Origin of the sequence: Phyllobacterium sp. NPDC097923 (assembly GCF_044760925.1) — a bacterium.
GTDB classification, from domain to species: Bacteria; Pseudomonadota; Alphaproteobacteria; order Rhizobiales; family Rhizobiaceae; genus Phyllobacterium; species Phyllobacterium calauticae.
The window spans coordinates 1,699,573-1,718,823 of record NZ_JBIWBL010000001.1 but is presented as its reverse complement, the minus strand read 5'-3'; the positions used below and the strand labels follow the sequence as shown (position 1 = coordinate 1,718,823).

The following is a 19,251-nucleotide window of genomic DNA, read 5'->3' as shown; positions in this document are numbered from 1 at the left end:
CGACGACATTGAAAAGGCCGCCTTTCGGGGCGGCCTTTTTGTTTGGGCTATGACGTGAATGCTGATGGGCAGGTGAGCGTAATGCCAGCCCCTCTAGTTCATTGGTCAAACTCGATCAGCGCGGCCTGGCCGGTGAGGGCGGTCTTCCAGGCGGAGAGGTGCGGTTCTTCCTCCGGTTCGCTTGTCAGCGTGCCGATCTCCAACAGTTCAGCCTCTTCATAGCCTTCATTGGCCAGAATCTGCAGGGCGGTTTCAACCAGCCCGTCGGCATCGTCGTTCATCAGGAGAACATGCACCTGCAGCGGCTCTTCCTCGCCTTTCTTCCAGACGTCGGCAACGATGAGATGGACCGGCTTTGAGTCGACAGGGGCAGTGGACATGTTAATGATTCCCGAATCTGTGTGTTACAAGCCATAAGACTAGCCAAAATGGCCGCAGGCGTCTCGCCAATGCCATAAATCTCTGTGCACGATGCGAAAGATTGCTTGAATTCGTGCTCTTTAGGCGAAACAATCTTACCATCAGGCCGCAAAGCGCCCCAAAACGCTCCAAACCTTAATAAAATTTGGTGTTCAGGCTTGACGTGGAGCAGGGGACAAAGTATCAGCAGCACATCTGAGCCGATGTGAGATTGGCTGTTTCGGAGCGACACGCTCTGGAGTTCATCTCAAACAGGGTTCGTTTTACGATCGAAATGCAATTTGCCGCTCGCATGAAGCTCTTAAGGCTTCCTCTGCTTTTATTCGGGCAACCACCCTCGCGGTGGTTTAGTTGCCCGAATTCGTGCATGAGCATGGCGCTGAAACGGCCCTGACGGGCGAAGATACGAGATTTGTGCCGAAGCGCGTGCGCTTTGATACGCATTACAAAGAGGGAAGGTTGAATGCCTACCGTAAACCAGTTGATCCGCAAGCCGCGCACTGCGCCGGTAAAGCGCAATAAAGTTCCTGCCTTGCAGGAAAACCCGCAGAAGCGCGGCGTTTGCACCCGCGTCTATACGACGACCCCGAAGAAGCCGAACTCGGCTCTGCGTAAGGTTGCCAAGGTGCGTCTGACGAATGGCTTCGAAGTTATCGGATACATTCCGGGTGAAGGCCACAACCTTCAGGAACACTCTGTCGTGATGATCCGTGGCGGCCGTGTCAAGGATTTGCCGGGCGTTCGTTACCACATCATCCGTGGTGTTCTCGATACGCAGGGCGTCAAGAACCGTAAGCAGCGCCGTTCCAAGTACGGTGCAAAGCGTCCGAAGTAAGATTTTCCGGGACTTTGGCCACCAGGTAGGTCAACCCGATGCAGATAAGAGACAAAAAGTATGTCCAGACGCCATAGTGCAGAAAAGCGTGAGATCAACCCGGATCCAAAGTTCGGCGATCTCGTTCTGACGAAGTTCATGAATGCAGTCATGCATCATGGCAAGAAGTCGATCGCTGAGCGTATCGTTTACGGTGCGCTTGAGTCGGTTGAAGCCAAGAGCAAGCAGGAGCCGGTTGCCCTGTTCCATCAGGCCCTCGACAATGTTGCGCCGCACGTTGAAGTGCGCTCGCGCCGTGTTGGTGGTGCGACCTACCAGGTTCCGGTCGATGTTCGTCCAGAGCGTCGTCAGGCTCTTGCCATCCGTTGGCTGATCAATGCTGCTCGCGGTCGCAATGAGACCACGATGATTGATCGCCTGTCCGGCGAACTCCTGGATGCGGCAAACAACCGTGGCTCGGCTGTGAAGAAGCGTGAAGACACGCATCGCATGGCAGAAGCCAACCGCGCATTCTCGCATTACCGCTGGTAATCGTCGAAACCCTATTCTTGAAGGCACCATATCATGGCCCGCGAATATAAAATCGAAGACTACCGTAATTTCGGTATTATGGCGCACATCGACGCCGGCAAGACCACGACCACCGAGCGTATTCTTTATTACACCGGCAAGTCGCACAAAATCGGTGAAGTCCATGATGGCGCTGCAACCATGGATTGGATGGAGCAGGAGCAGGAGCGTGGCATCACGATCACGTCCGCTGCAACCACCACCTACTGGACAGGCCGCGATGGCAAGAAGCGTCGCTTCAACATCATCGACACGCCAGGTCACGTCGACTTCACGATTGAAGTCGAGCGCTCGTTGCGCGTTCTCGACGGTGCGATTGCACTGCTCGATGCCAATGCCGGCGTAGAGCCGCAGACGGAAACCGTTTGGCGTCAGGCTGAGAAGTATCATGTTCCGCGCATGATCTTCGTCAACAAGATGGACAAGACCGGCGCCGATTTCGATCGCTGCGTTGAAATGGTCAAGACCCGTCTTGGTGCCAAGGCTGTTGTCATGCAGCTGCCGATCGGTGCAGAGACAGAATTCAAGGGCGTCGTCGATCTGATCGAAATGAAGGCTCTGGTCTGGCGCGATGAGCAGCTGGGTGCGCAGTGGGATGTCGTTGAGATCCCTGCTGATCTGCAAGCCAAGGCTGAAGAATACCGCGAAAAGCTGATCGAAGCTGCCGTAGAAGTCGATGAAGCTGCGATGGAAGCGTATCTGGAAGGCAACATGCCTGACAACGACGCTCTGCGCGCTCTGATCCGCACCGGCACCTGCCGTGTTGAATTCCATCCGGTATTCTGCGGTTCGGCCTTCAAGAACAAGGGCGTACAGCCTCTGCTTGATGGTGTTGTTGAATACCTGCCTTCGCCGGTTGACGTTCCTTCGATCAAGGGTATCGACCCGAAGACCGATGGCGAGACAACCCGCAAGTCTTCGGATGAAGAGCCTCTGTCGATGCTCGCATTCAAGATCATGAACGATCCGTTCGTTGGTTCGCTGACTTTCTGCCGCATCTATTCCGGCAAGCTGACCAAGGGCGTTTCGCTCGACAACACAGTCAAGAACAAGCGCGAACGCATCGGCCGTATGCTGCAGATGCATTCCAACTCGCGTGAAGACATTGAAGAAGCGTTTGCCGGCGACATCGTTGCTCTGGCAGGCCTGAAAGAAACAACGACAGGTGACACGCTCTGCGATCCGCTGAAGCCAGTTATCCTGGAACGCATGGAATTCCCCGATCCGGTTATTGAAATCGCGATCGAACCGAAGACCAAGGCCGACCAGGAAAAGATGGGCATTGCGCTGAACCGTCTTGCTGCTGAAGATCCTTCATTCCGCGTCAAGTCGGATGAAGAGTCGGGTCAGACAATCATCGCCGGCATGGGCGAACTTCATCTCGACATTCTCGTTGACCGTATGCGTCGCGAGTTCAAGGTCGAGGCGAATGTTGGTCAGCCGCAGGTTGCCTACCGTGAATCGATCACACGCAAGAAGGAACAGGACTACACCCACAAGAAGCAGTCGGGTGGTTCGGGTCAGTTCGCTCGCGTCAAGATCATCTTCGAACCCCACGATGGCGACGATTTCATCTTCGAATCGAAGATCGTCGGCGGCTCTGTACCGAAGGAATACATTCCGGGCGTTCAGAAGGGTATTGAAAGCGTCATGGGTGCGGGTCCGCTCGCAGGCTTCCCGATGCTCGGCGTGAAAGCCACGCTGATCGACGGTGCCTACCATGATGTCGACTCGTCGGTTCTGGCATTCGAAATCGCAGGCCGTGCGGCATTCCGCGAAGCTGCCCGCGAAGCTGGTGCCCAGCTGCTCGAGCCGATCATGAAGGTCGAAGTTGTAACGCCTGAAGATTATGTCGGTGACGTAATCGGCGATCTGAATTCACGTCGTGGTCAGATTTCGGGTACCGAAGCCCGTGGCATTGCTACGGTCGTCAATGCAAACGTGCCGCTGGCCAACATGTTTGGTTATGTGAACACGCTGCGTTCGATGAGCCAGGGTCGTGCACAGTACACGATGCAGTTTGATCACTACGAACCTGTTCCGACAGCAGTCGCACAGGAAATTCAGAAGAAGTTTGCGTAACCCTGACGGTTGCGCGTGACAGTTGAGTTAAGCCTGAGCAGGCGAACATATAACGGAGAGCTCAGATGGCTAAGAGCAAGTTTGAACGTAACAAGCCGCACGTCAACATCGGCACGATTGGTCACGTTGACCATGGCAAGACATCGTTGACGGCAGCGATTACGAAGTATTTCGGAGAGTTCAAGGCGTACGACCAGATCGACGCGGCACCGGAAGAAAAGGCGCGCGGCATCACCATTTCGACGGCGCACGTCGAGTACGAGACGGCAGCGCGCCACTACGCGCACGTCGATTGCCCCGGCCACGCCGACTATGTGAAGAACATGATCACCGGTGCGGCGCAGATGGACGGCGCGATCCTGGTTGTATCGGCTGCCGACGGCCCGATGCCGCAGACGCGCGAGCACATCCTGCTGGCCCGTCAGGTTGGCGTTCCGGCAATCGTGGTTTTCCTGAACAAGGTCGACCAGGTTGACGATGCCGAGCTTCTGGAACTGGTTGAACTGGAAGTGCGCGAGCTTCTGTCGAAGTACGACTTCCCGGGCGACGATGTGCCGATCGTCAAGGGTTCGGCGCTGGCCGCACTGGAAGATTCCAACAAGGAAATCGGCGAAGACGCGGTGCGCGCGCTGATGGCGGAAGTCGACAAGTACATCCCGACACCGGAGCGTCCGGTTGACCAGCCGTTCCTGATGCCGATCGAAGACGTGTTCTCGATCTCGGGTCGTGGTACGGTTGTGACGGGCCGCGTTGAACGCGGTATCGTCAAGGTTGGTGAAGAAGTTGAAATCATCGGCATCAAGCCGACGACGAAGACGACGGTGACCGGCGTTGAAATGTTCCGCAAGCTGCTCGACCAGGGCCAGGCCGGCGACAACATCGGCGCGCTGATCCGCGGCGTTGGCCGTGAAGACGTCGAGCGCGGCCAGATCCTTGCCAAGCCAGGTTCGGTCAAGCCGCACACGAAGTTCAAGGCAGAAGCCTACATCCTGACGAAGGACGAGGGTGGCCGTCATACGCCATTCTTCTCCAACTACCGTCCGCAGTTCTACTTCCGCACGACCGACGTGACGGGCGTGGTGACGCTGCCGGAAGGCACGGAAATGGTCATGCCCGGCGACAACATCTCGGTTGATGTGACGCTGATCGTGCCGATCGCAATGGAAGAGAAGCTGCGCTTCGCTATCCGTGAAGGTGGCCGCACCGTCGGTGCAGGCATCGTCGCTTCGATCATTGAATAATATTAAGGTTTTATGCAGAGGCGCCTGCTATAGGCGTCTCCGCTAAACAAGGAAAAGATGAAATGAACGGTCAAAACATCCGCATTCGCCTCAAGGCGTTTGATCATCGGATCCTTGACGATTCGACGCGGGAAATCGTGTCGACTGCCAAGCGTACCGGTGCCAATGTGCGCGGACCGATCCCGCTTCCTACACGGATCGAGAAGTTCACAGTAAACCGCTCGCCGCACATCGACAAGAAGAGCCGCGAACAGTTCGAGATGCGCACTCATAAGCGTCTTCTCGATATCGTAGACCCAACCCCGCAGACAGTAGACGCGCTGATGAAGCTCGATCTTTCCGCTGGTGTTGATGTCGAGATCAAGCTGTAAGGCTTGAGGACGGAAGGACGAACCGATGCGTTCAGGTGTAATTGCACAGAAGCTGGGCATGACTCGCGTCTACAATGACGCAGGCGAGCATGTACCTGTGACAGTTCTTCGTATGGAGAATTGCCATGTCGTGGCTCAGCGTACAGTCGAGAAGAATGGCTACACAGCTGTTCAGCTCGGTGTTGGACTGGCCAAAGTAAAGAATACAACGCAGGCATTGCGCGGTCATTTCGCGAAGGCCTCCGTTGAGCCAAAGGCGAAAGTGGCTGAGTTCCGCGTTTCTGCCGACAACCTCTTGGATGTCGGTGTTGAGATCACGGCCGAGCATTTCGTTGCTGGTCAGAAGGTTGATGTGACGGGTACGTCGATCGGTAAAGGTTTTGCCGGTTCGATGAAGCGCCACAACTTCGGTGGTCACCGCGCCACACACGGTAACTCGGTAACACACCGCGCTCACGGTTCGACCGGTCAGCGTCAGGACCCGGGTAAAGTGTTCAAGGGCAAGAAGATGGCCGGTCACATGGGTCAGACCCGCGTGACGACCCAGAACATCGAAGTCGTTTCGACGGATCTGGATCGTGGTCTTATTCTCGTTCGTGGTGCTGTTCCTGGCTCCAAGGGTGCATGGATCCTGGTACGCGATGCCGTCAAGGTAGCGCTGCCGGCAACTGCCCCCAAGCCAGCTGGTGTTCGCCAGGCCGCAAACGCCGCAGCAGCTGTGTCTGATGCAGAAGTAGCTCAGACGACTGAGGGAGCCGTATAATGGATCTCACAATTACAACACTTGAAGGCAAAGACGCCGGCAAGGTGAAGCTCTCGGAAGAGATTTTCGGCCTTGAGCCACGCGACGACATCCTTCAGCGCATGGTCCGTTACCAGCTCGCCCGCAAGCAGCAGGGAACACACAAGGCAAAGGGTCGTTCGGAAATCGCACGCACCGGCGCCAAGATGTACAAGCAGAAGGGTACGGGCCGCGCCCGTCACCATTCGGCACGTGCTCCGCAGTTCCGCGGCGGTGGTAAGGCGCATGGTCCGGTTGTTCACAGCCACGAACATGACCTGCCGAAGAAGGTTCGCGCTCTCGCGCTCCGTCATGCCCTGTCTGCCAAGGTAAAGGCTTCCGAGCTCATCATCATCGATGAGCTGGCCGCTACCGACGCCAAGACAAAGGTACTTGTTTCGCAGTTCGCCAAGCTGGGCTTCGAAAATGCGCTTCTCATCGGCGGTGCCGAGATTGATGCGAATTTCCGTCGCGCTGCTTCGAACATCCCGAACATCGATGTTCTGCCAATTCAGGGCATCAATGTTTATGACATCCTGCGTCGCGGCAAGCTCGTGCTTTCCAAGGCTGCAGTTGAAGCTCTCGAGGAGCGTTTCAAATGACCGATCTTCGCCATTACGACGTGATCGTCAGCCCGGTTATCACCGAAAAGTCGACCCTGGTTTCCGAACATAACCAGGTCGTCTTCAACGTGGCCCGCAAGGCAACGAAGCCGGAAATCAAGGCCGCAGTCGAAGCGCTGTTTCGCGTGAAGGTAACTGCAGTCAATACAGCTGTGCGCAAAGGCAAGGTGAAGCGGTTCCGCGGCATCGTCGGGCGCCAGAGTGATGTCAAGAAAGCTATCGTGACGCTTGCCGAAGGGCAGTCGATCGATGTTTCGACTGGTCTCTGAGGGGCCGTGGAGTAAAGACAATGGCACTCAAACATTATAATCCAACCACACCAAGCCAGCGTCAGCTGGTCATCGTGGACCGCTCGGAGCTCTACAAGGGCAAGCCTGTCAAGGCGCTGACCGAAGGTCTTCATTCAAAGGGTGGTCGTAACAACTCCGGTCGCGTGACTGCACGCTACCAGGGTGGTGGTCACAAGCGCACATACCGCTTTGTAGATTTCAAGCGCCGCAAGCATGACGTGGCTGCCAAGGTTGAACGCCTTGAATACGATCCGAACCGGACCGCATTCATTGCTCTCATCCGCTACGAAGACGGTGAGCTGAGCTACATCCTGGCTCCGCAGCGTCTGGCTGTCGGCGACAGCGTTATCGCTGGCGCACAGACGGACGTGAAGCCAGGCAATGCGATGCCATTGTCGTCGATCCCGGTCGGCACCATCATCCACAATGTGGAGATGAAGCCAGGCAAGGGCGGTCAGATCGCCCGTTCCGCCGGTACCTATGCGCAGCTCGTCGGCCGCGACCAGGGCATGGCAATCCTTCGCCTGAATTCGGGTGAACAGCGCCTCGTCCACGGTTCGTGCTTCGCCACGGTCGGTGCAGTATCCAATCCTGACCATGGCAATATCAGCCTTGGTAAGGCCGGCCGCAGCCGTTGGCTTGGCAAGCGCCCGCACGTTCGCGGTGTTGCCATGAACCCGGTTGATCACCCGCACGGTGGTGGTGAAGGTCGTACGTCAGGTGGTCGTCATCCTGTTTCGCCGTGGGGCAAACCCACGAAGGGCAAGAAGACGCGCTCCAACAAGTCGACGGACAAGTTCATCGCTCGTTCGCGTCATCAGCGCAAGAAGTAAGAGAGGTAGTCTGAAATGGCTCGTTCAGTTTGGAAAGGCCCGTTCATCGATGGCTATCTTCTCAAGAAGGCTGAGAAGGTACGTGAGGGCGGTCGCAGTGAAGTTATCAAGATCTGGAGCCGTCGCTCCACGATCCTGCCACAGTTCGTCGGTCTGACCTTCGGTGTGTACAACGGTAACAAGCATGTGCCGGTTTCGGTCAACGAAGAGATGATCGGACACAAGTTTGGTGAATTCGCTCCGACGCGTACCTATTACGGTCACGGCGCGGACAAGAAAGCGAAGAGGAAATAAAGATGGGCAAGGCTAAGGCTCCGCGCCAGCTTAAGGACAACGAGGCGAAAGCCGTTGCCCGTACGCTCCGTATCAGCCCTCAGAAGCTAAATCTGGTGGCTGCTTTGATCCGTGGCAAGAAGGTTAACGCCGCTCTTGCCGATCTGGAATTTTCGCGCAAGCGGATTGCAGGGACGGTGAAAAAGACTCTCGAATCAGCTATCGCCAACGCAGAGAACAACCATGACCTGGATGTTGATGCTCTGGTTGTTGCTGAAGCCTATGTTGGCAAGTCAATCGTGATGAAGCGTTTCCACGTTCGTGGTCGCGGTCGTGCAAGCCGGATCGAGAAGCCATTCTCGCATCTGACGATCGTTGTCCGCGAAGCTGAGGAAAAAGGGGAGGCCGCATAATGGGCCAGAAGATTAATCCGGTTGGCTTCCGCCTTGGCATCAACCGGACCTGGGACTCGCGTTGGTACGCGAACACAGGTGAATACGGCAAGCTGCTGCATGAAGACCTGAAGATCCGCAAGTATCTGATGGACGAGCTGAAGCAGGCTGCCATTTCCAAGGTGGTGATCGAGCGTCCGCACAAGAAGTGCCGCGTGACGATCCATGCTGCCCGTCCGGGTCTGATCATCGGCAAGAAGGGCGCCGATATCGAGAAGCTGCGCCGCAAGCTGTCAGAAATGACAAATGCGGAAACAGCGCTCAATATCGTTGAAGTCCGCAAGCCGGAAACAGATGCAGTCCTGGTTGCGCAGTCCATCGCTCAGCAGCTGGAACGCCGTGTTGCATTCCGCCGTGCCATGAAGCGTGCCGTTCAGTCGGCCATGCGTCTTGGTGCAGAAGGCATTCGTATCAATTGCTCGGGTCGTCTCGGCGGCGCGGAAATTGCGCGTATGGAATGGTACCGCGAAGGTCGCGTGCCTTTGCATACACTTCGTGCCGATATCGACTACGGAACTGCTGAAGCACACACCGCCTACGGCATCTGCGGCGTCAAGGTCTGGGTATTCAAGGGCGAGATCCTTGAGCATGACCCAATGGCCTCCGAACGTCGCGCTGTTGAAGGTGATGGTCATCAGGGTCAGAACCGTCGCCGCGAAAACGCTTAAAATAGCGTCTTTCCGGAAAGAGAATTTTGGAGTAGAGAACAATGCTGCAGCCTAAGCGCACAAAGTTCCGCAAGCAGTTCAAGGGCCGTATCCACGGCGCGTCGAAAGGCGGCACGGATCTTAATTTTGGTGCTTTCGGCCTGAAGGCCCTCGAGCCGAACCGCGTTACCGCGCGTGAGATCGAAGCCGCTCGCCGTGCAATTACCCGTCACATGAAACGTGCCGGCCGTGTGTGGATCCGGATTTTCCCGGATGTGCCCGTAACATCGAAGCCTACCGAAGTCCGCATGGGTAAAGGTAAGGGTTCCGTGGACTACTGGGCATCTCGTGTAGCACCAGGCCGCGTCATGTTTGAACTCGACGGCGTTCCGGAAGATGTGGCTCGTGAGGCTCTTCGCCTTGGTGCTGCCAAGCTTTCGGTCAAGACGCGCTTTATTCAGCGCATCGCAGAATAAGGGGTGGATGCTATGAAATCCGCAGAAGTCCGGGCCTTGAGCCTCGATCAGTTGAATGAAGAGTTGGCTACGCTGAAGAAAGAGCAGTTCAACCTGCGCTTCCAGAAGGCGACTGGCCAGTTGGAAAAAACCGCACGTGTCCGGCAGATCCGCCGTGATATCGCGCGCATCAAGACAGTCGCCCGCCAGAAAGCGGTCGAGAGCAAGGCTTAAGGAAGAAAACCATGCCTAAACGCATTCTGCAGGGCGTTGTCGTCAGCGACAAAAACGACAAGACCGTCGTGGTCAAGGTCGAGCGGCGCTATTCGCACCCGCTCCTCCAGAAGACTGTGCGCCAGTCCAAGAAGTACAAGGCGCACGACGAGAATAACCAGTTCAAGGTCGGCGATGCCGTTTCCATCCAGGAATCGAAGCCGATTTCGAAAGACAAGCGTTGGGTTGTCGTTACAGACGCCCCAGCAAGTTAATATTAATTATCTGTATGTAAGTACGCAACAATCGCGAGGGGCAAGGAAAGCCCAGTCCGGTTGAACAAGAAGAAGGCGGCTAGTCATGATTCAGATGCAAACAAACCTCGACGTCGCGGATAATTCCGGCGCACGTCGTGTCATGTGCATCAAGGTGCTGGGCGGCTCGAAGCGGAAATATGCTTCGGTCGGCGACATTATTGTCGTTTCGATCAAGGAAGCAATTCCGCGCGGCCGTGTTAAAAAAGGTGACGTGATGAAGGCGGTGGTTGTTCGTACCGCCAAGGATATCCGTCGCGCGGATGGGAGCGTTATTCGTTTCGACAAGAACGCCGCCGTCCTGATCGACAACAAGAAAGAGCCTATCGGCACGCGTATCTTCGGACCGGTTCCGCGCGAACTCCGCGCAAAGAGCCATATGAAGATCATCTCGCTGGCTCCAGAAGTACTCTAAAGGAGCAGACGATGCAGAAGATCCGTAAAGGCGACCGCGTTGTCGTTCTTGCTGGTAAGGACAAGGGCCGTACCGGCGAAGTAATCAAAGTTTTGCCGAAGGACGAGCAGGCGCTCGTTCGCGGCGTTAATGTTGTCAAGCGTCACCAGAAGCAGACACAGACCCAGGAAGCCGGCATCATTTCGAAAGAAGCGCCGCTCCATCTGTCGAACCTCGCGATCGCCGACCCCAAGGATGGCAAGCCGACCCGCGTTGGCTTCAAGGTTCTTGAAGACGGCAAGAAGGTACGTGTAGCAAAGCGCTCAGGAGACCTGATCGATGGCTAATACCAGTGCAAAGATCGAACCACGCTTGAAGAAGCAGTACCTGGAAGTGGTACGTAAAGACCTTCTCGAGCAGTTCAAATATGACAACGAGATGCAGATTCCCCGCATCACCAAAGTTGTTCTCAACATGGGCGTTGGTGAGGCTACGGCTGATTCCAAGAAGCCAACTGTCGCAGCTGAAGATCTGGCATTGATTGCTGGTCAGAAGCCGGTTATTACCCGGGCGCGTAATTCGATCGCTACCTTCAAGGTACGTGAGAATATGCCGATCGGCACGAAGGTTACCCTTCGTAAAGAGCGCATGTATGAATTCCTGGATCGCCTGATCACGATCGCGCTGCCGCGCGTTCGAGATTTCCGTGGTCTGAACCCGAAGAGCTTTGACGGTCGTGGCAACTTCGCCATGGGCATCAAGGAACACATCGTGTTCCCGGAGATCAACTACGATAAGGTTGATCAGATCTGGGGCATGGACATCATCGTTTGCACGACTGCAAAGACGGATGATGAAGCCCGCGCTCTCCTGCGCGCCTTCAACTTCCCCTTCCGGCAGTAACGGCAAGCGTAGCGAGGTATTTGAAATGGCAAAGACTAGCGCAGTCGAAAAGAACAAGCGCCGTGGTTTGCTCGTCAAGCAGTATGCTGCAAAGCGTGCCCGTTTGAAGGCAATCGTGATGAACCAGTCGCTTCCGCTGGATGAGCGCTTCCGCGCGACAATCCAGCTGGCAGAACTGCCACGGAATTCGACCAAGGTTCGCATTCGCAATCGTTGCGAAGTATCCGGTCGTCCACGCGGTTATTACCGCAAACTGAAAATGTCGCGTATCGCATTGCGCCAGCTGGGTTCGCTCGGCCAGGTGCCCGGCGTCGTGAAGTCGAGCTGGTAAGGGAGAAGACGGATGTCTATGACAGATCCTCTCGGCGATATGCTGACACGTATCCGCAACGCCATCATGCGCAAAAAGGGCAAGGTTTCCACACCTGCCTCCAAGCTGCGCGCACGCGTTCTGGATGTTCTGCAGTCTGAAGGTTATATCCGCGGATACAGCCAGGTAGATTTTGAAAACGGCAAGTCCGAGATCGAAATCGAACTGAAGTATTTTGAGAACGTACCTGTAATCCGTGAGATTACCCGTATTTCGAAGCCTGGCCGTCGCGTTTACGTTTCGGTCAAGTCGATTCCGCAGGTTGCTAACGGTCTTGGTATTTCGATCCTGTCGACGCCGAAGGGCGTGATGGCAGACCACGAGGCACGTGAACAGAATGTCGGCGGCGAATTGCTCTGCCGTATATTCTAACCGCTGGCTTGAAAAGGTTTGAAAAATGTCTCGTATCGGTAAAAAACCAGTGGCAGTCCCGCCAGGCGTAACAGCCAGCGTTGACGGCCAGACCATTAAGGCCAAGGGGCCCAAAGGTGAACTGAGCTTTGTCGCCAACGACGAAGTTCTGGTCAAGTTCGAAGATAATGCCGTTCGCGTTGATCCGCGTGACAGCAGCAAGACCGCCCGGTCGAAGTGGGGCATGAGCCGCACGATGATCGTCAACATCTTCACAGGTGTTAAGGACGGTTTTGAAAAGCGCCTTGAGATCAACGGCGTTGGTTATCGTGCGGCCATGCAGGGCAAGAACCTGCAGCTGTCGCTCGGTTTCAGCCACGAAGTGATCTATGACGTACCAGCTGGCATCACAGTTGCTGTACCGAAGCCGACGGAAATCGTCGTCACGGGCATCGACAAGCAGCAGGTCGGCCAGGTCGCCGCTGAGATCCGCGAATATCGTGGTCCAGAACCCTACAAGGGCAAGGGCGTTAAATATGCGGGCGAGAAGATCGTTCGCAAAGAAGGTAAGAAGAAGTAAGGAATTCGTGTCATGGCATCGCCGAAAGAAATTATTCAGCGTCGCGCTGCGCGTGTTCGCCGCCAGCTCAAGGCGGTTGCCGGTGACCGTCCGCGGCTCAGCGTCCACCGTTCTTCAAAGAATATCTATGCGCAGATCATCGATGATGCGCGTGGACATACAATTGCATCCGCATCGACACTTGATCTTGACCTGAAGGGTCAGCTCAAGACCGGTGCAGACCAGGGTGCAGCAGCACTCGTCGGCAAGCTCGTTGCAGAGCGTGCTGTCAAGGCTGGCATCAAGGAAGTTGTCTTCGATCGTGGCGCCTACATTTACCACGGCCGTGTAAAGGCACTTGCTGAAGCTGCTCGCGAAGCTGGTCTCAGCTTCTAAAGCAAGACATCCGAAATCCGGAACTGCAGGAGCTTGTCTCCTGCAAGCCGGATTTCGTTACTATCATTCGTGCTACCGGAAAAGAAAAAGGAATTAGGAGCATGGCACAGGAAAAACGGAACCGCGAGGATCGCGGCCGCAACGAAGAGCGCGATAGCGAATTCGTTGACAAGCTTGTTCACATCAACCGCGTCGCCAAGGTCGTCAAGGGCGGCCGGCGTTTTGGTTTCGCAGCTCTCGTCGTCGTTGGCGACCAGAAGGGTCGCGTTGGTTTCGGTCATGGCAAGGCGCGCGAAGTGCCGGAAGCCATCCGCAAAGCAACCGAATCCGCCAAGCGCGAAATGATTTTCGTACCGCTGCGTTCGGGCCGTACCCTTCACCACGATGTTGAAGGCCGTCATGGCGCCGGCAAGGTTCTGCTTCGTGCAGCCACAGCTGGTACAGGTATCATCGCCGGCGGTCCAATGCGCGCTGTCTTCGAGACACTGGGCGTACAGGACGTTGTTGCCAAGTCGCTTGGCTCGTCGAACCCATACAACATGGTTCGTGCGACATTCGATGCCTTGAAGCACCAGATGCACCCCAAGGACATCGCTGCCCAGCGCGGTATCAAGTACTCCACACTGCAGGCTCGTCGCCGCGACGTGGTCGGTTCGGAAGAATAGGCCAGAAGCTGGCGCAGCAGGGCAGGGATCTCGGTCCCGCTAGCTGTAGACTAAAGGATATAAGTCATGGTTGAGAAGAAGAAGGGTAAGACGGTTACGGTCGAACAGATCGGCAGCCCTATCCGCCGTCCGGCAGAACAGCGCGCAACGCTGATCGGCCTGGGCCTCAATAAGATGCATCGTCGCCGGGTTCTGGAAGATACGCCTTCCGTCCGTGGCATGATTGCGAAAGTTCAGCATCTCGTCCGCGTTGTGGACGAGGCTTAAGAACTCCGGAGATTGATCAAATGAAACTCAATGATCTGAGTGAAAACCCAGGCGCCACCAAAGCGCGCAAGCGCGTTGGCCGTGGTATCGGCTCCGGCTCCGGCAAGACTGCCGGTCGCGGTGTGAAGGGCCAGAAGTCGCGTTCCGGCGTTGCCATCAACGGCTTCGAAGGCGGCCAGATGCCGGTTTACCGTCGCTTGCCAAAGCGCGGCTTTACCAACATCTTCATGAAGAACTTCAATGAAGTATCCGTTGGCCGTATCCAGACTGCCATCGATGCCAAGAAGCTCGATGCCAAGGTTGCGATCACGATTGAAACCCTGAAGGCTGCCGGTGTTATCCGCCGCGCCAAGGACGGCGTTCGTCTGCTTTCCGGTGGTGATATCACAACGGCGGTAACGATCGAAGTTGCTGGTGCCTCCAAGGCCGCGATCGAAAAGATCGAAAAGGCTGGCGGTTCGGTCAAGCTTCCTGCTGTTGCAGCGGCTGCAGAATAATTCTATTGAATGAGCGGCGGCCCTCCGGGTCGCCGCTTGTATCTTGTCTTCCCCGATCATATTTACCAAATCAATCCGCATCATTCTTTTGGTAAATATGATGGGTAAATCTTAGTGTTGATGCATTCCCTGCACGTTTTGGGAAAGCACGGCGCAGTAACGGCACATATCTGGGTAGGACCGTCAGTGCCTGACGGGCGCAGACCGGAGACTACTTATGGCATCAGCCGCTGAACAGCTCGCCTCCAATCTTAATTTCTCTGCTTTTTCCAAAGCTGAAGAGCTTAAAAAGCGCATCTGGTTTACACTTGGGGCATTGCTGGTTTACCGGCTTGGCACCTATATCCCGCTTCCGGGTATCAATCTCGGCGCCTATGCCCAGGCCTTCAACCATCAGGCGCAGGGCATCCTCGGCATGTTCAACATGTTCGCCGGCGGTGCCGTGGCCCGTATGGCGATTTTTGCCTTGGGCATCATGCCCTACATCTCCGCATCGATCATTGTTCAGCTGATGACTTCGGTCATCCCGGCTCTGGAACAGCTGAAGAAGGACGGAGAGCAGGGCCGCAAGGTCATCAATCAGTATACGCGCTATGGCACCGTGCTTCTGGCAACGGTTCAGGCCTATGCGATTGCCGTCGGCCTGCAGGGAAGTCAGGGTATCGTGACCAATCCCGGACCGTTCTTCCTGTTTTCCACCGTTATCACGCTCGTCGGCGGAACCATGTTCCTGATGTGGCTGGGCGAACAGATCACGGCACGCGGTATCGGCAACGGTATTTCGCTGATCATCTTCTCCGGTATTGTCGCCAACCTGCCGCAGGCCATTTCCGGCACGCTGGAACTCGGCCGTACCGGTGCCCTGTCGACCCCGGTTATTCTGGCGATCATCATCCTGACCATCGCCGTCATCGGTATCATTGTCTTCGTCGAACGCGCACAGCGCCGCCTGCTGATCCAGTATCCGAAGCGCCAGGTCGGCAACCGCATGTTCCAGGGCGATACGTCGCACCTGCCGCTGAAGCTCAATACAGCGGGTGTTATTCCTCCGATCTTCGCATCCTCGCTGCTGCTGTTGCCTGCGACCATTGCCGGCTTCGCCAAGAGTGAAGGTCTTCCCGGCTGGGCGACGACGATCCTTTCCTCGCTTGGCCATGGCCAGCCGCTCTATATGGCGTCCTATGCCGCGATGATCGTGTTCTTTGCCTTCTTCTACACGGCGCTCGTCTTCAATCCGAAGGACACCGCCGATCAGCTGAAGAAGCATTCCGGCTTTATTCCCGGCATTCGCCCTGGCGAACGCACGGCCGAATATATCGACTACGTTCTGACCCGCATTACAGTTCTTGGCGCAGCCTATCTCGTGTTGATCTGCATGCTGCCAGAGTTCCTGATTTCCTGGGCTGGCGTTCCTTTCTATCTCGGCGGTACATCGCTGCTGATTGTCGTGAGCGTTACGCTCGATACGGTTGCACAGATCCAGGGTCACCTGATCGCGCATCAATATGAGGGGCTTATCAAGAAGTCTAAGCTCCGTGGAGGGAAGCGGAACAGATGAGATTAATACTTCTCGGACCACCGGGGGCAGGTAAGGGAACTCAGTCTCAGCGCTTGGTAGAAAAACTAGGGATACCGCAGCTCTCCACCGGGGACATGTTGCGGGACGCAGTCAAAGCCGGAACCGATGTCGGTTTGCGCGCCAAGGCTGTGATGGATGCCGGCAAGCTGGTATCCGACGAAATCGTCAATGCGATCGTTTCCGAGCGCATTGATCAGCCCGATGCAGCCAATGGCTTCATTCTCGATGGTTATCCGCGGACACTCGTCCAGGCGGATGCGGTCGAGGATATGTTGTCGGACAAGGGATTTGAGCTGGATTGCGTCATCGAGCTCGAGGTCGACGACAATGTGCTCGTCGAGCGGATCTCGGGTCGATACACCTGTGCCAAGTGCGGCACCGGTTATCACGACACCAACAAGCAGCCCAAGGTACCGGGCGTGTGCGACAAATGCGGTTCGACGGAATTCAAGCGGCGTCCCGATGACAATGCTGAAACGGTCCGCACGCGGCTCGAGGCATACTACAAGCAGACTTCGCCCCTGATCGGCTATTACTACGCCAAGGGCAAGTTGAAGAAGGTCGATGGCATGGCGGACTTCGAAGAAGTCACCAAATCGATCGAAAAAATTTTGGCGGAACTTTAGTTTCCGACAAAAATGTACGGGAGGAGTTGACTTTTCGGAGCGATTCCTTCAAAGACGGCGGAAATTCGCTTGGATATGAAGCGATCGGCGCCGATCCGGTAAAGCAGGTTCGGGGCTGATCGTTTGTGTTTGTCCCGGATATCATTTTCATCCCGTCATCTGGCCGGTCGCGTTGACTGCCCAGCTCTGCCGGTTAACAAGGAGAACAGACGTGGCTCGTATTGCTGGCGTCAACATCCCGACGAACAAGCGCGTTGTTATCGCGCTTCAGTACATTCACGGGATTGGTCAAAAGTTTGCACAGGAAATCGTCGAGAAAGTCGGCATTCCTGCGGAGCGTCGTGTCAATCAGTTGACCGATGCCGAAGTCTTGCAGATTCGTGAAACGATCGACCGCGATTACCACGTTGAGGGTGATCTGCGTCGTGAAGTTTCGATGAACATCAAGCGTCTGATGGATCTGGGCTGCTATCGCGGTCTGCGTCATCGCCGCTCCCTGCCGGTTCGCGGCCAGCGTACGCATACCAATGCGCGTACCCGCAAGGGTCCTGCCAAGGCAATCGCCGGCAAGAAGAAGTAAGATCACGCCGGCGCGGTTCGCTGCGCCGGTTCTGCTATTGCAGAGACAAGTGCTGGTTTCGCACTTTAACTGAAACCATGGTGGAGCCTCTGGAAATACGGGGGCGTCGAGATCAACTGAAAGGACTACTATGGCCAAGGAAGCCACACGCGTTCGCCGCCGCGAGCGTAAAAATATTTCGTCGGGCGTTGCCCACGTTAATTCGACATTCAACAACACGATGATCACCATCACGGATGCGCAGGGCAACGCGATTGCCTGGTCCTCCGCCGGTGCGCAGGGCTTCAAGGGTTCGCGTAAATCCACGCCTTTCGCTGCACAGATGGCTGCTGAAGATTGTGCCAAGAAGGCACAGGAACATGGCATGCGTTCGCTCGAAGTTGAAGTTTGCGGACCGGGCTCCGGCCGTGAATCGGCTCTGCGCGCGCTCCAGGCTGCTGGTTTCACGATCACGTCGATCCGCGATGTGACCCCGATCCCGCACAATGGCTGCCGCCCGCGCAAGCGTCGCCGCGTCTAATCTGTTTCGACAAGATTTGGCCGCATGAGCTGACATTCAGCTCCTCTGCGGTTTCCACGCTTCATTGCCACGATTGGATGGTGGCAAGGCAAGGATAGGGAAAAACTAGATGATCCAGAAAAACTGGCAAGAACTGATCAAGCCGAACAAGGTCGAGTTTCAGACCTCCGGCTCGAAGACAAAGGCAACGGTCGTCGCCGAGCCGCTTGAACGCGGCTTCGGCTTGACGCTCGGCAATGCTCTGCGCCGTGTGCTTCTGTCTTCGCTGCGCGGCGCTGCCGTGACTGCCGTACAGATCGATGGCGTTCTGCATGAATTCTCGTCGATCCCCGGCGTTCGTGAAGATGTGACGGACATCGTCCTGAACATCAAGGAAATCGCGATCCACATGGAAAGCGATGGTCCCAAGCGCATGGTCGTCCGCAAGGAAGGCCCAGGCGTTGTGACGGCTGGCGACATTCAGACGGTTGGCGATATCGAAATCCTCAACCCAGAACACGTTATCTGCACGCTGGACGAAGGCGCTGAAATCCGCATGGAATTCACCGTCAACACCGGCAAGGGCTACGTTCCGGCTGACCGCAACCGTGCAGAAGATGCGCCAATCGGCCTGATCCCGGTTGACAGCCTCTACTCACCGGTTCGCAAAGTATCGTACAAGATCGAAAACACCCGCGAGGGACAGGTTCTCGATTATGACAAGCTGATCCTTTCCATCGAGACCGATGGTTCGATCTCCGGCGAAGATGCCGTTGCCTATGCAGCACGCATCCTGCAGGACCAGCTGGCGATCTTCGTCAACTTTGACGAGCCGCAGAAGGAAGTACAGCAGGAACAGGTCACTGAACTTGCGTTCAATCCGGCTCTGCTCAAGAAGGTCGACGAACTCGAACTTTCCGTACGCTCGGCAAACTGCCTGAAGAATGATAACATCGTCTATATCGGCGATCTTATTCAGAAGACAGAAGCAGAAATGCTGCGCACACCGAACTTTGGTCGCAAGTCGCTGAACGAAATCAAGGAAGTTCTGGCTTCCATGGGTCTCCATCTCGGTATGGAAGTCCCATCCTGGCCGCCAGAAAACATTGAAGACCTCGCGAAGCGTTACGAAGACCAGTATTAATCCGGGCTCTGCCCGACAACC

31 protein-coding genes are annotated in these 19,251 nt (G+C 55.9%); 30 read left to right on the top strand and 1 reads right to left on the bottom strand.

Annotation, left to right across the window (positions count from 1 at the left end; genetic code table 11):
* Positions 1 to 98: 98 nt before the first annotated feature.
* Positions 99 to 380, bottom strand: a complete 282-nt coding sequence (locus ACIQWS_RS08760) for a hypothetical protein (protein WP_403174885.1) — start codon at positions 378 to 380, stop codon at positions 99 to 101.
* 503 nt (positions 381 to 883) lie between these two features.
* On the opposite strand from ACIQWS_RS08760, the gene rpsL reads away from it, so the two are divergent.
* The 30 genes from rpsL (at position 884) to ACIQWS_RS08610 (ending at position 19,230) form a co-directional block, all read left to right on the top strand.
* The gene (gene rpsL, locus ACIQWS_RS08755) at positions 884 to 1,255 is read left to right on the top strand and encodes a 30S ribosomal protein S12 (RefSeq protein ID WP_008121760.1); all 372 of its coding nucleotides are present in this window, start codon (positions 884 to 886) and stop codon (positions 1,253 to 1,255) included.
* 60 nt (positions 1,256 to 1,315) lie between these two features.
* Positions 1,316 to 1,786 (top strand): 30S ribosomal protein S7, encoded by a 471-nt coding sequence (rpsG, locus tag ACIQWS_RS08750; protein ID WP_105732683.1) that lies wholly within the window; start codon positions 1,316 to 1,318, stop codon positions 1,784 to 1,786.
* Positions 1,787 to 1,819: 33 nt separating this feature from the next.
* On the top strand, positions 1,820 to 3,907 hold the full coding sequence (fusA, locus tag ACIQWS_RS08745; protein ID WP_403174869.1) for an elongation factor G: 2,088 nt from the start codon (positions 1,820 to 1,822) through the stop codon (positions 3,905 to 3,907).
* A gap of 65 nt (positions 3,908 to 3,972) precedes the next feature.
* Positions 3,973 to 5,148: an elongation factor Tu gene (gene tuf, locus ACIQWS_RS08740; RefSeq protein WP_105732669.1), complete on the top strand. Its 1,176-nt coding sequence runs from the start codon at positions 3,973 to 3,975 to the stop codon at positions 5,146 to 5,148.
* 62 nt (positions 5,149 to 5,210) lie between these two features.
* On the top strand, positions 5,211 to 5,519 hold the full coding sequence (gene rpsJ, locus ACIQWS_RS08735) for a 30S ribosomal protein S10 (protein ID WP_008124902.1): 309 nt from the start codon (positions 5,211 to 5,213) through the stop codon (positions 5,517 to 5,519).
* A 25-nt stretch (positions 5,520 to 5,544) separates the two neighbouring features.
* Positions 5,545 to 6,282, top strand: coding sequence for a 50S ribosomal protein L3 (gene rplC / locus ACIQWS_RS08730; RefSeq protein ID WP_105732685.1), 738 nt, complete (start codon positions 5,545 to 5,547; stop codon positions 6,280 to 6,282).
* Entirely contained in the window at positions 6,282 to 6,902 is a 621-nt protein-coding gene (gene rplD / locus ACIQWS_RS08725; RefSeq protein ID WP_223613264.1) for a 50S ribosomal protein L4, read from the top strand. The genes rplC and rplD overlap by 1 nt, the downstream gene beginning before the upstream one ends.
* Positions 6,899 to 7,192 (top strand): 50S ribosomal protein L23, encoded by a 294-nt coding sequence (locus ACIQWS_RS08720; protein WP_223613265.1) that lies wholly within the window; start codon positions 6,899 to 6,901, stop codon positions 7,190 to 7,192. Before rplD ends, ACIQWS_RS08720 begins: the two co-directional genes overlap by 4 nt.
* Positions 7,193 to 7,212: 20 nt before the next feature.
* Entirely contained in the window at positions 7,213 to 8,046 is an 834-nt protein-coding gene (rplB, locus tag ACIQWS_RS08715; RefSeq protein WP_112526650.1) for a 50S ribosomal protein L2, read from the top strand.
* A gap of 15 nt (positions 8,047 to 8,061) precedes the next feature.
* On the top strand, positions 8,062 to 8,340 hold the full coding sequence (gene rpsS / locus ACIQWS_RS08710; RefSeq protein ID WP_008124912.1) for a 30S ribosomal protein S19: 279 nt from the start codon (positions 8,062 to 8,064) through the stop codon (positions 8,338 to 8,340).
* 2 nt (positions 8,341 to 8,342) lie between these two features.
* The gene (gene rplV / locus ACIQWS_RS08705; RefSeq protein ID WP_008124914.1) at positions 8,343 to 8,732 is read left to right on the top strand and encodes a 50S ribosomal protein L22; all 390 of its coding nucleotides are present in this window, start codon (positions 8,343 to 8,345) and stop codon (positions 8,730 to 8,732) included.
* Entirely contained in the window at positions 8,732 to 9,439 is a 708-nt protein-coding gene (gene rpsC, locus ACIQWS_RS08700; RefSeq protein WP_105732689.1) for a 30S ribosomal protein S3, read from the top strand. The genes rplV and rpsC overlap by 1 nt, the downstream gene beginning before the upstream one ends.
* Positions 9,440 to 9,480: 41 nt before the next feature.
* The gene (gene rplP / locus ACIQWS_RS08695; protein WP_091877000.1) at positions 9,481 to 9,894 is read left to right on the top strand and encodes a 50S ribosomal protein L16; all 414 of its coding nucleotides are present in this window, start codon (positions 9,481 to 9,483) and stop codon (positions 9,892 to 9,894) included.
* Positions 9,895 to 9,906: 12 nt separating this feature from the next.
* Positions 9,907 to 10,107 (top strand): 50S ribosomal protein L29, encoded by a 201-nt coding sequence (gene rpmC, locus ACIQWS_RS08690; protein WP_105732690.1) that lies wholly within the window; start codon positions 9,907 to 9,909, stop codon positions 10,105 to 10,107.
* A gap of 11 nt (positions 10,108 to 10,118) precedes the next feature.
* Positions 10,119 to 10,361 carry a 30S ribosomal protein S17 gene (gene rpsQ, locus ACIQWS_RS08685; protein WP_099999158.1) on the top strand — a complete coding sequence of 81 codons (243 nt, stop codon included), beginning with the start codon at positions 10,119 to 10,121 and terminating at the stop codon, positions 10,359 to 10,361.
* An 85-nt stretch (positions 10,362 to 10,446) separates the two neighbouring features.
* A complete protein-coding gene (gene rplN / locus ACIQWS_RS08680) occupies positions 10,447 to 10,815 on the top strand; it encodes a 50S ribosomal protein L14 (protein ID WP_008124924.1) in 369 nt (122 codons plus the stop codon).
* Between the two features lie 11 nt (positions 10,816 to 10,826).
* Positions 10,827 to 11,141 carry a 50S ribosomal protein L24 gene (rplX, locus tag ACIQWS_RS08675; RefSeq protein ID WP_105732691.1) on the top strand — a complete coding sequence of 105 codons (315 nt, stop codon included), beginning with the start codon at positions 10,827 to 10,829 and terminating at the stop codon, positions 11,139 to 11,141.
* Positions 11,134 to 11,697, top strand: coding sequence for a 50S ribosomal protein L5 (rplE, locus tag ACIQWS_RS08670; protein WP_223613267.1), 564 nt, complete (start codon positions 11,134 to 11,136; stop codon positions 11,695 to 11,697). The genes rplX and rplE overlap by 8 nt, the downstream gene beginning before the upstream one ends.
* Positions 11,698 to 11,722: 25 nt before the next feature.
* On the top strand, positions 11,723 to 12,028 hold the full coding sequence (gene rpsN, locus ACIQWS_RS08665) for a 30S ribosomal protein S14 (protein WP_223613268.1): 306 nt from the start codon (positions 11,723 to 11,725) through the stop codon (positions 12,026 to 12,028).
* Positions 12,029 to 12,040: 12 nt separating this feature from the next.
* Positions 12,041 to 12,439, top strand: coding sequence for a 30S ribosomal protein S8 (gene rpsH / locus ACIQWS_RS08660; protein ID WP_091876988.1), 399 nt, complete (start codon positions 12,041 to 12,043; stop codon positions 12,437 to 12,439).
* Between the two features lie 25 nt (positions 12,440 to 12,464).
* On the top strand, positions 12,465 to 12,998 hold the full coding sequence (gene rplF, locus ACIQWS_RS08655; protein WP_105732694.1) for a 50S ribosomal protein L6: 534 nt from the start codon (positions 12,465 to 12,467) through the stop codon (positions 12,996 to 12,998).
* Between the two features lie 12 nt (positions 12,999 to 13,010).
* Positions 13,011 to 13,373, top strand: a complete 363-nt coding sequence (gene rplR, locus ACIQWS_RS08650) for a 50S ribosomal protein L18 (protein ID WP_105732695.1) — start codon at positions 13,011 to 13,013, stop codon at positions 13,371 to 13,373.
* Between the two features lie 101 nt (positions 13,374 to 13,474).
* Positions 13,475 to 14,038 (top strand): 30S ribosomal protein S5, encoded by a 564-nt coding sequence (rpsE, locus tag ACIQWS_RS08645; RefSeq protein WP_105732696.1) that lies wholly within the window; start codon positions 13,475 to 13,477, stop codon positions 14,036 to 14,038.
* A 66-nt stretch (positions 14,039 to 14,104) separates the two neighbouring features.
* Positions 14,105 to 14,305 carry a 50S ribosomal protein L30 gene (gene rpmD / locus ACIQWS_RS08640; protein ID WP_105732697.1) on the top strand — a complete coding sequence of 67 codons (201 nt, stop codon included), beginning with the start codon at positions 14,105 to 14,107 and terminating at the stop codon, positions 14,303 to 14,305.
* Positions 14,306 to 14,325: 20 nt separating this feature from the next.
* Positions 14,326 to 14,802, top strand: a complete 477-nt coding sequence (gene rplO / locus ACIQWS_RS08635; RefSeq protein ID WP_105732698.1) for a 50S ribosomal protein L15 — start codon at positions 14,326 to 14,328, stop codon at positions 14,800 to 14,802.
* Between the two features lie 217 nt (positions 14,803 to 15,019).
* Positions 15,020 to 16,360 (top strand): preprotein translocase subunit SecY, encoded by a 1,341-nt coding sequence (gene secY, locus ACIQWS_RS08630; RefSeq protein WP_223613270.1) that lies wholly within the window; start codon positions 15,020 to 15,022, stop codon positions 16,358 to 16,360.
* Positions 16,357 to 17,007: an adenylate kinase gene (locus ACIQWS_RS08625; protein ID WP_223613271.1), complete on the top strand. Its 651-nt coding sequence runs from the start codon at positions 16,357 to 16,359 to the stop codon at positions 17,005 to 17,007. The genes secY and ACIQWS_RS08625 overlap by 4 nt, the downstream gene beginning before the upstream one ends.
* A gap of 211 nt (positions 17,008 to 17,218) precedes the next feature.
* The gene (gene rpsM, locus ACIQWS_RS08620; RefSeq protein WP_008124949.1) at positions 17,219 to 17,587 is read left to right on the top strand and encodes a 30S ribosomal protein S13; all 369 of its coding nucleotides are present in this window, start codon (positions 17,219 to 17,221) and stop codon (positions 17,585 to 17,587) included.
* Between the two features lie 130 nt (positions 17,588 to 17,717).
* Positions 17,718 to 18,107, top strand: a complete 390-nt coding sequence (gene rpsK / locus ACIQWS_RS08615) for a 30S ribosomal protein S11 (RefSeq protein ID WP_008124952.1) — start codon at positions 17,718 to 17,720, stop codon at positions 18,105 to 18,107.
* Positions 18,108 to 18,216: 109 nt separating this feature from the next.
* Positions 18,217 to 19,230 (top strand): DNA-directed RNA polymerase subunit alpha, encoded by a 1,014-nt coding sequence (locus ACIQWS_RS08610; protein ID WP_112526662.1) that lies wholly within the window; start codon positions 18,217 to 18,219, stop codon positions 19,228 to 19,230.
* Positions 19,231 to 19,251: the final 21 nt, after the last annotated feature.

What these genes read in the sequence shown, in the direction of transcription:
- ACIQWS_RS08625 (WP_223613271.1), top strand. Translation starts at nt 16,357, where the DNA reads ATGAGATTAATACTTCTCGGACCACCGGGGGCAGGTAAGGGAACTCAG.
- rpsE (WP_105732696.1), top strand. Translation starts at nt 13,475, where the DNA reads ATGGCACAGGAAAAACGGAACCGCGAGGATCGCGGCCGCAACGAAGAG.
- rpsN (WP_223613268.1), top strand. Translation starts at nt 11,723, where the DNA reads ATGGCAAAGACTAGCGCAGTCGAAAAGAACAAGCGCCGTGGTTTGCTC.
- rpmC (WP_105732690.1), top strand. Translation starts at nt 9,907, where the DNA reads ATGAAATCCGCAGAAGTCCGGGCCTTGAGCCTCGATCAGTTGAATGAA.
- ACIQWS_RS08610 (WP_112526662.1), top strand. Translation starts at nt 18,217, where the DNA reads ATGATCCAGAAAAACTGGCAAGAACTGATCAAGCCGAACAAGGTCGAG.
- rplD (WP_223613264.1), top strand. Translation starts at nt 6,282, where the DNA reads ATGGATCTCACAATTACAACACTTGAAGGCAAAGACGCCGGCAAGGTG.
- tuf (WP_105732669.1), top strand. Translation starts at nt 3,973, where the DNA reads ATGGCTAAGAGCAAGTTTGAACGTAACAAGCCGCACGTCAACATCGGC.
- rpsK (WP_008124952.1), top strand. Translation starts at nt 17,718, where the DNA reads ATGGCCAAGGAAGCCACACGCGTTCGCCGCCGCGAGCGTAAAAATATT.
- rplV (WP_008124914.1), top strand. Translation starts at nt 8,343, where the DNA reads ATGGGCAAGGCTAAGGCTCCGCGCCAGCTTAAGGACAACGAGGCGAAA.
- rplP (WP_091877000.1), top strand. Translation starts at nt 9,481, where the DNA reads ATGCTGCAGCCTAAGCGCACAAAGTTCCGCAAGCAGTTCAAGGGCCGT.
- rplR (WP_105732695.1), top strand. Translation starts at nt 13,011, where the DNA reads ATGGCATCGCCGAAAGAAATTATTCAGCGTCGCGCTGCGCGTGTTCGC.
- rpsG (WP_105732683.1), top strand. Translation starts at nt 1,316, where the DNA reads ATGTCCAGACGCCATAGTGCAGAAAAGCGTGAGATCAACCCGGATCCA.
- rpsJ (WP_008124902.1), top strand. Translation starts at nt 5,211, where the DNA reads ATGAACGGTCAAAACATCCGCATTCGCCTCAAGGCGTTTGATCATCGG.
- ACIQWS_RS08760 (WP_403174885.1), bottom strand. Translation starts at nt 380, where the DNA reads ATGTCCACTGCCCCTGTCGACTCAAAGCCGGTCCATCTCATCGTTGCC.
- rplE (WP_223613267.1), top strand. Translation starts at nt 11,134, where the DNA reads ATGGCTAATACCAGTGCAAAGATCGAACCACGCTTGAAGAAGCAGTAC.
- fusA (WP_403174869.1), top strand. Translation starts at nt 1,820, where the DNA reads ATGGCCCGCGAATATAAAATCGAAGACTACCGTAATTTCGGTATTATG.
- rplO (WP_105732698.1), top strand. Translation starts at nt 14,326, where the DNA reads ATGAAACTCAATGATCTGAGTGAAAACCCAGGCGCCACCAAAGCGCGC.
- rplC (WP_105732685.1), top strand. Translation starts at nt 5,545, where the DNA reads ATGCGTTCAGGTGTAATTGCACAGAAGCTGGGCATGACTCGCGTCTAC.
- rplN (WP_008124924.1), top strand. Translation starts at nt 10,447, where the DNA reads ATGATTCAGATGCAAACAAACCTCGACGTCGCGGATAATTCCGGCGCA.
- rpsL (WP_008121760.1), top strand. Translation starts at nt 884, where the DNA reads ATGCCTACCGTAAACCAGTTGATCCGCAAGCCGCGCACTGCGCCGGTA.
- secY (WP_223613270.1), top strand. Translation starts at nt 15,020, where the DNA reads ATGGCATCAGCCGCTGAACAGCTCGCCTCCAATCTTAATTTCTCTGCT.
- rplB (WP_112526650.1), top strand. Translation starts at nt 7,213, where the DNA reads ATGGCACTCAAACATTATAATCCAACCACACCAAGCCAGCGTCAGCTG.
- rplF (WP_105732694.1), top strand. Translation starts at nt 12,465, where the DNA reads ATGTCTCGTATCGGTAAAAAACCAGTGGCAGTCCCGCCAGGCGTAACA.
- rplX (WP_105732691.1), top strand. Translation starts at nt 10,827, where the DNA reads ATGCAGAAGATCCGTAAAGGCGACCGCGTTGTCGTTCTTGCTGGTAAG.
- rpsC (WP_105732689.1), top strand. Translation starts at nt 8,732, where the DNA reads ATGGGCCAGAAGATTAATCCGGTTGGCTTCCGCCTTGGCATCAACCGG.
- rpsS (WP_008124912.1), top strand. Translation starts at nt 8,062, where the DNA reads ATGGCTCGTTCAGTTTGGAAAGGCCCGTTCATCGATGGCTATCTTCTC.
- rpmD (WP_105732697.1), top strand. Translation starts at nt 14,105, where the DNA reads ATGGTTGAGAAGAAGAAGGGTAAGACGGTTACGGTCGAACAGATCGGC.
- rpsQ (WP_099999158.1), top strand. Translation starts at nt 10,119, where the DNA reads ATGCCTAAACGCATTCTGCAGGGCGTTGTCGTCAGCGACAAAAACGAC.
- ACIQWS_RS08720 (WP_223613265.1), top strand. Translation starts at nt 6,899, where the DNA reads ATGACCGATCTTCGCCATTACGACGTGATCGTCAGCCCGGTTATCACC.
- rpsH (WP_091876988.1), top strand. Translation starts at nt 12,041, where the DNA reads ATGTCTATGACAGATCCTCTCGGCGATATGCTGACACGTATCCGCAAC.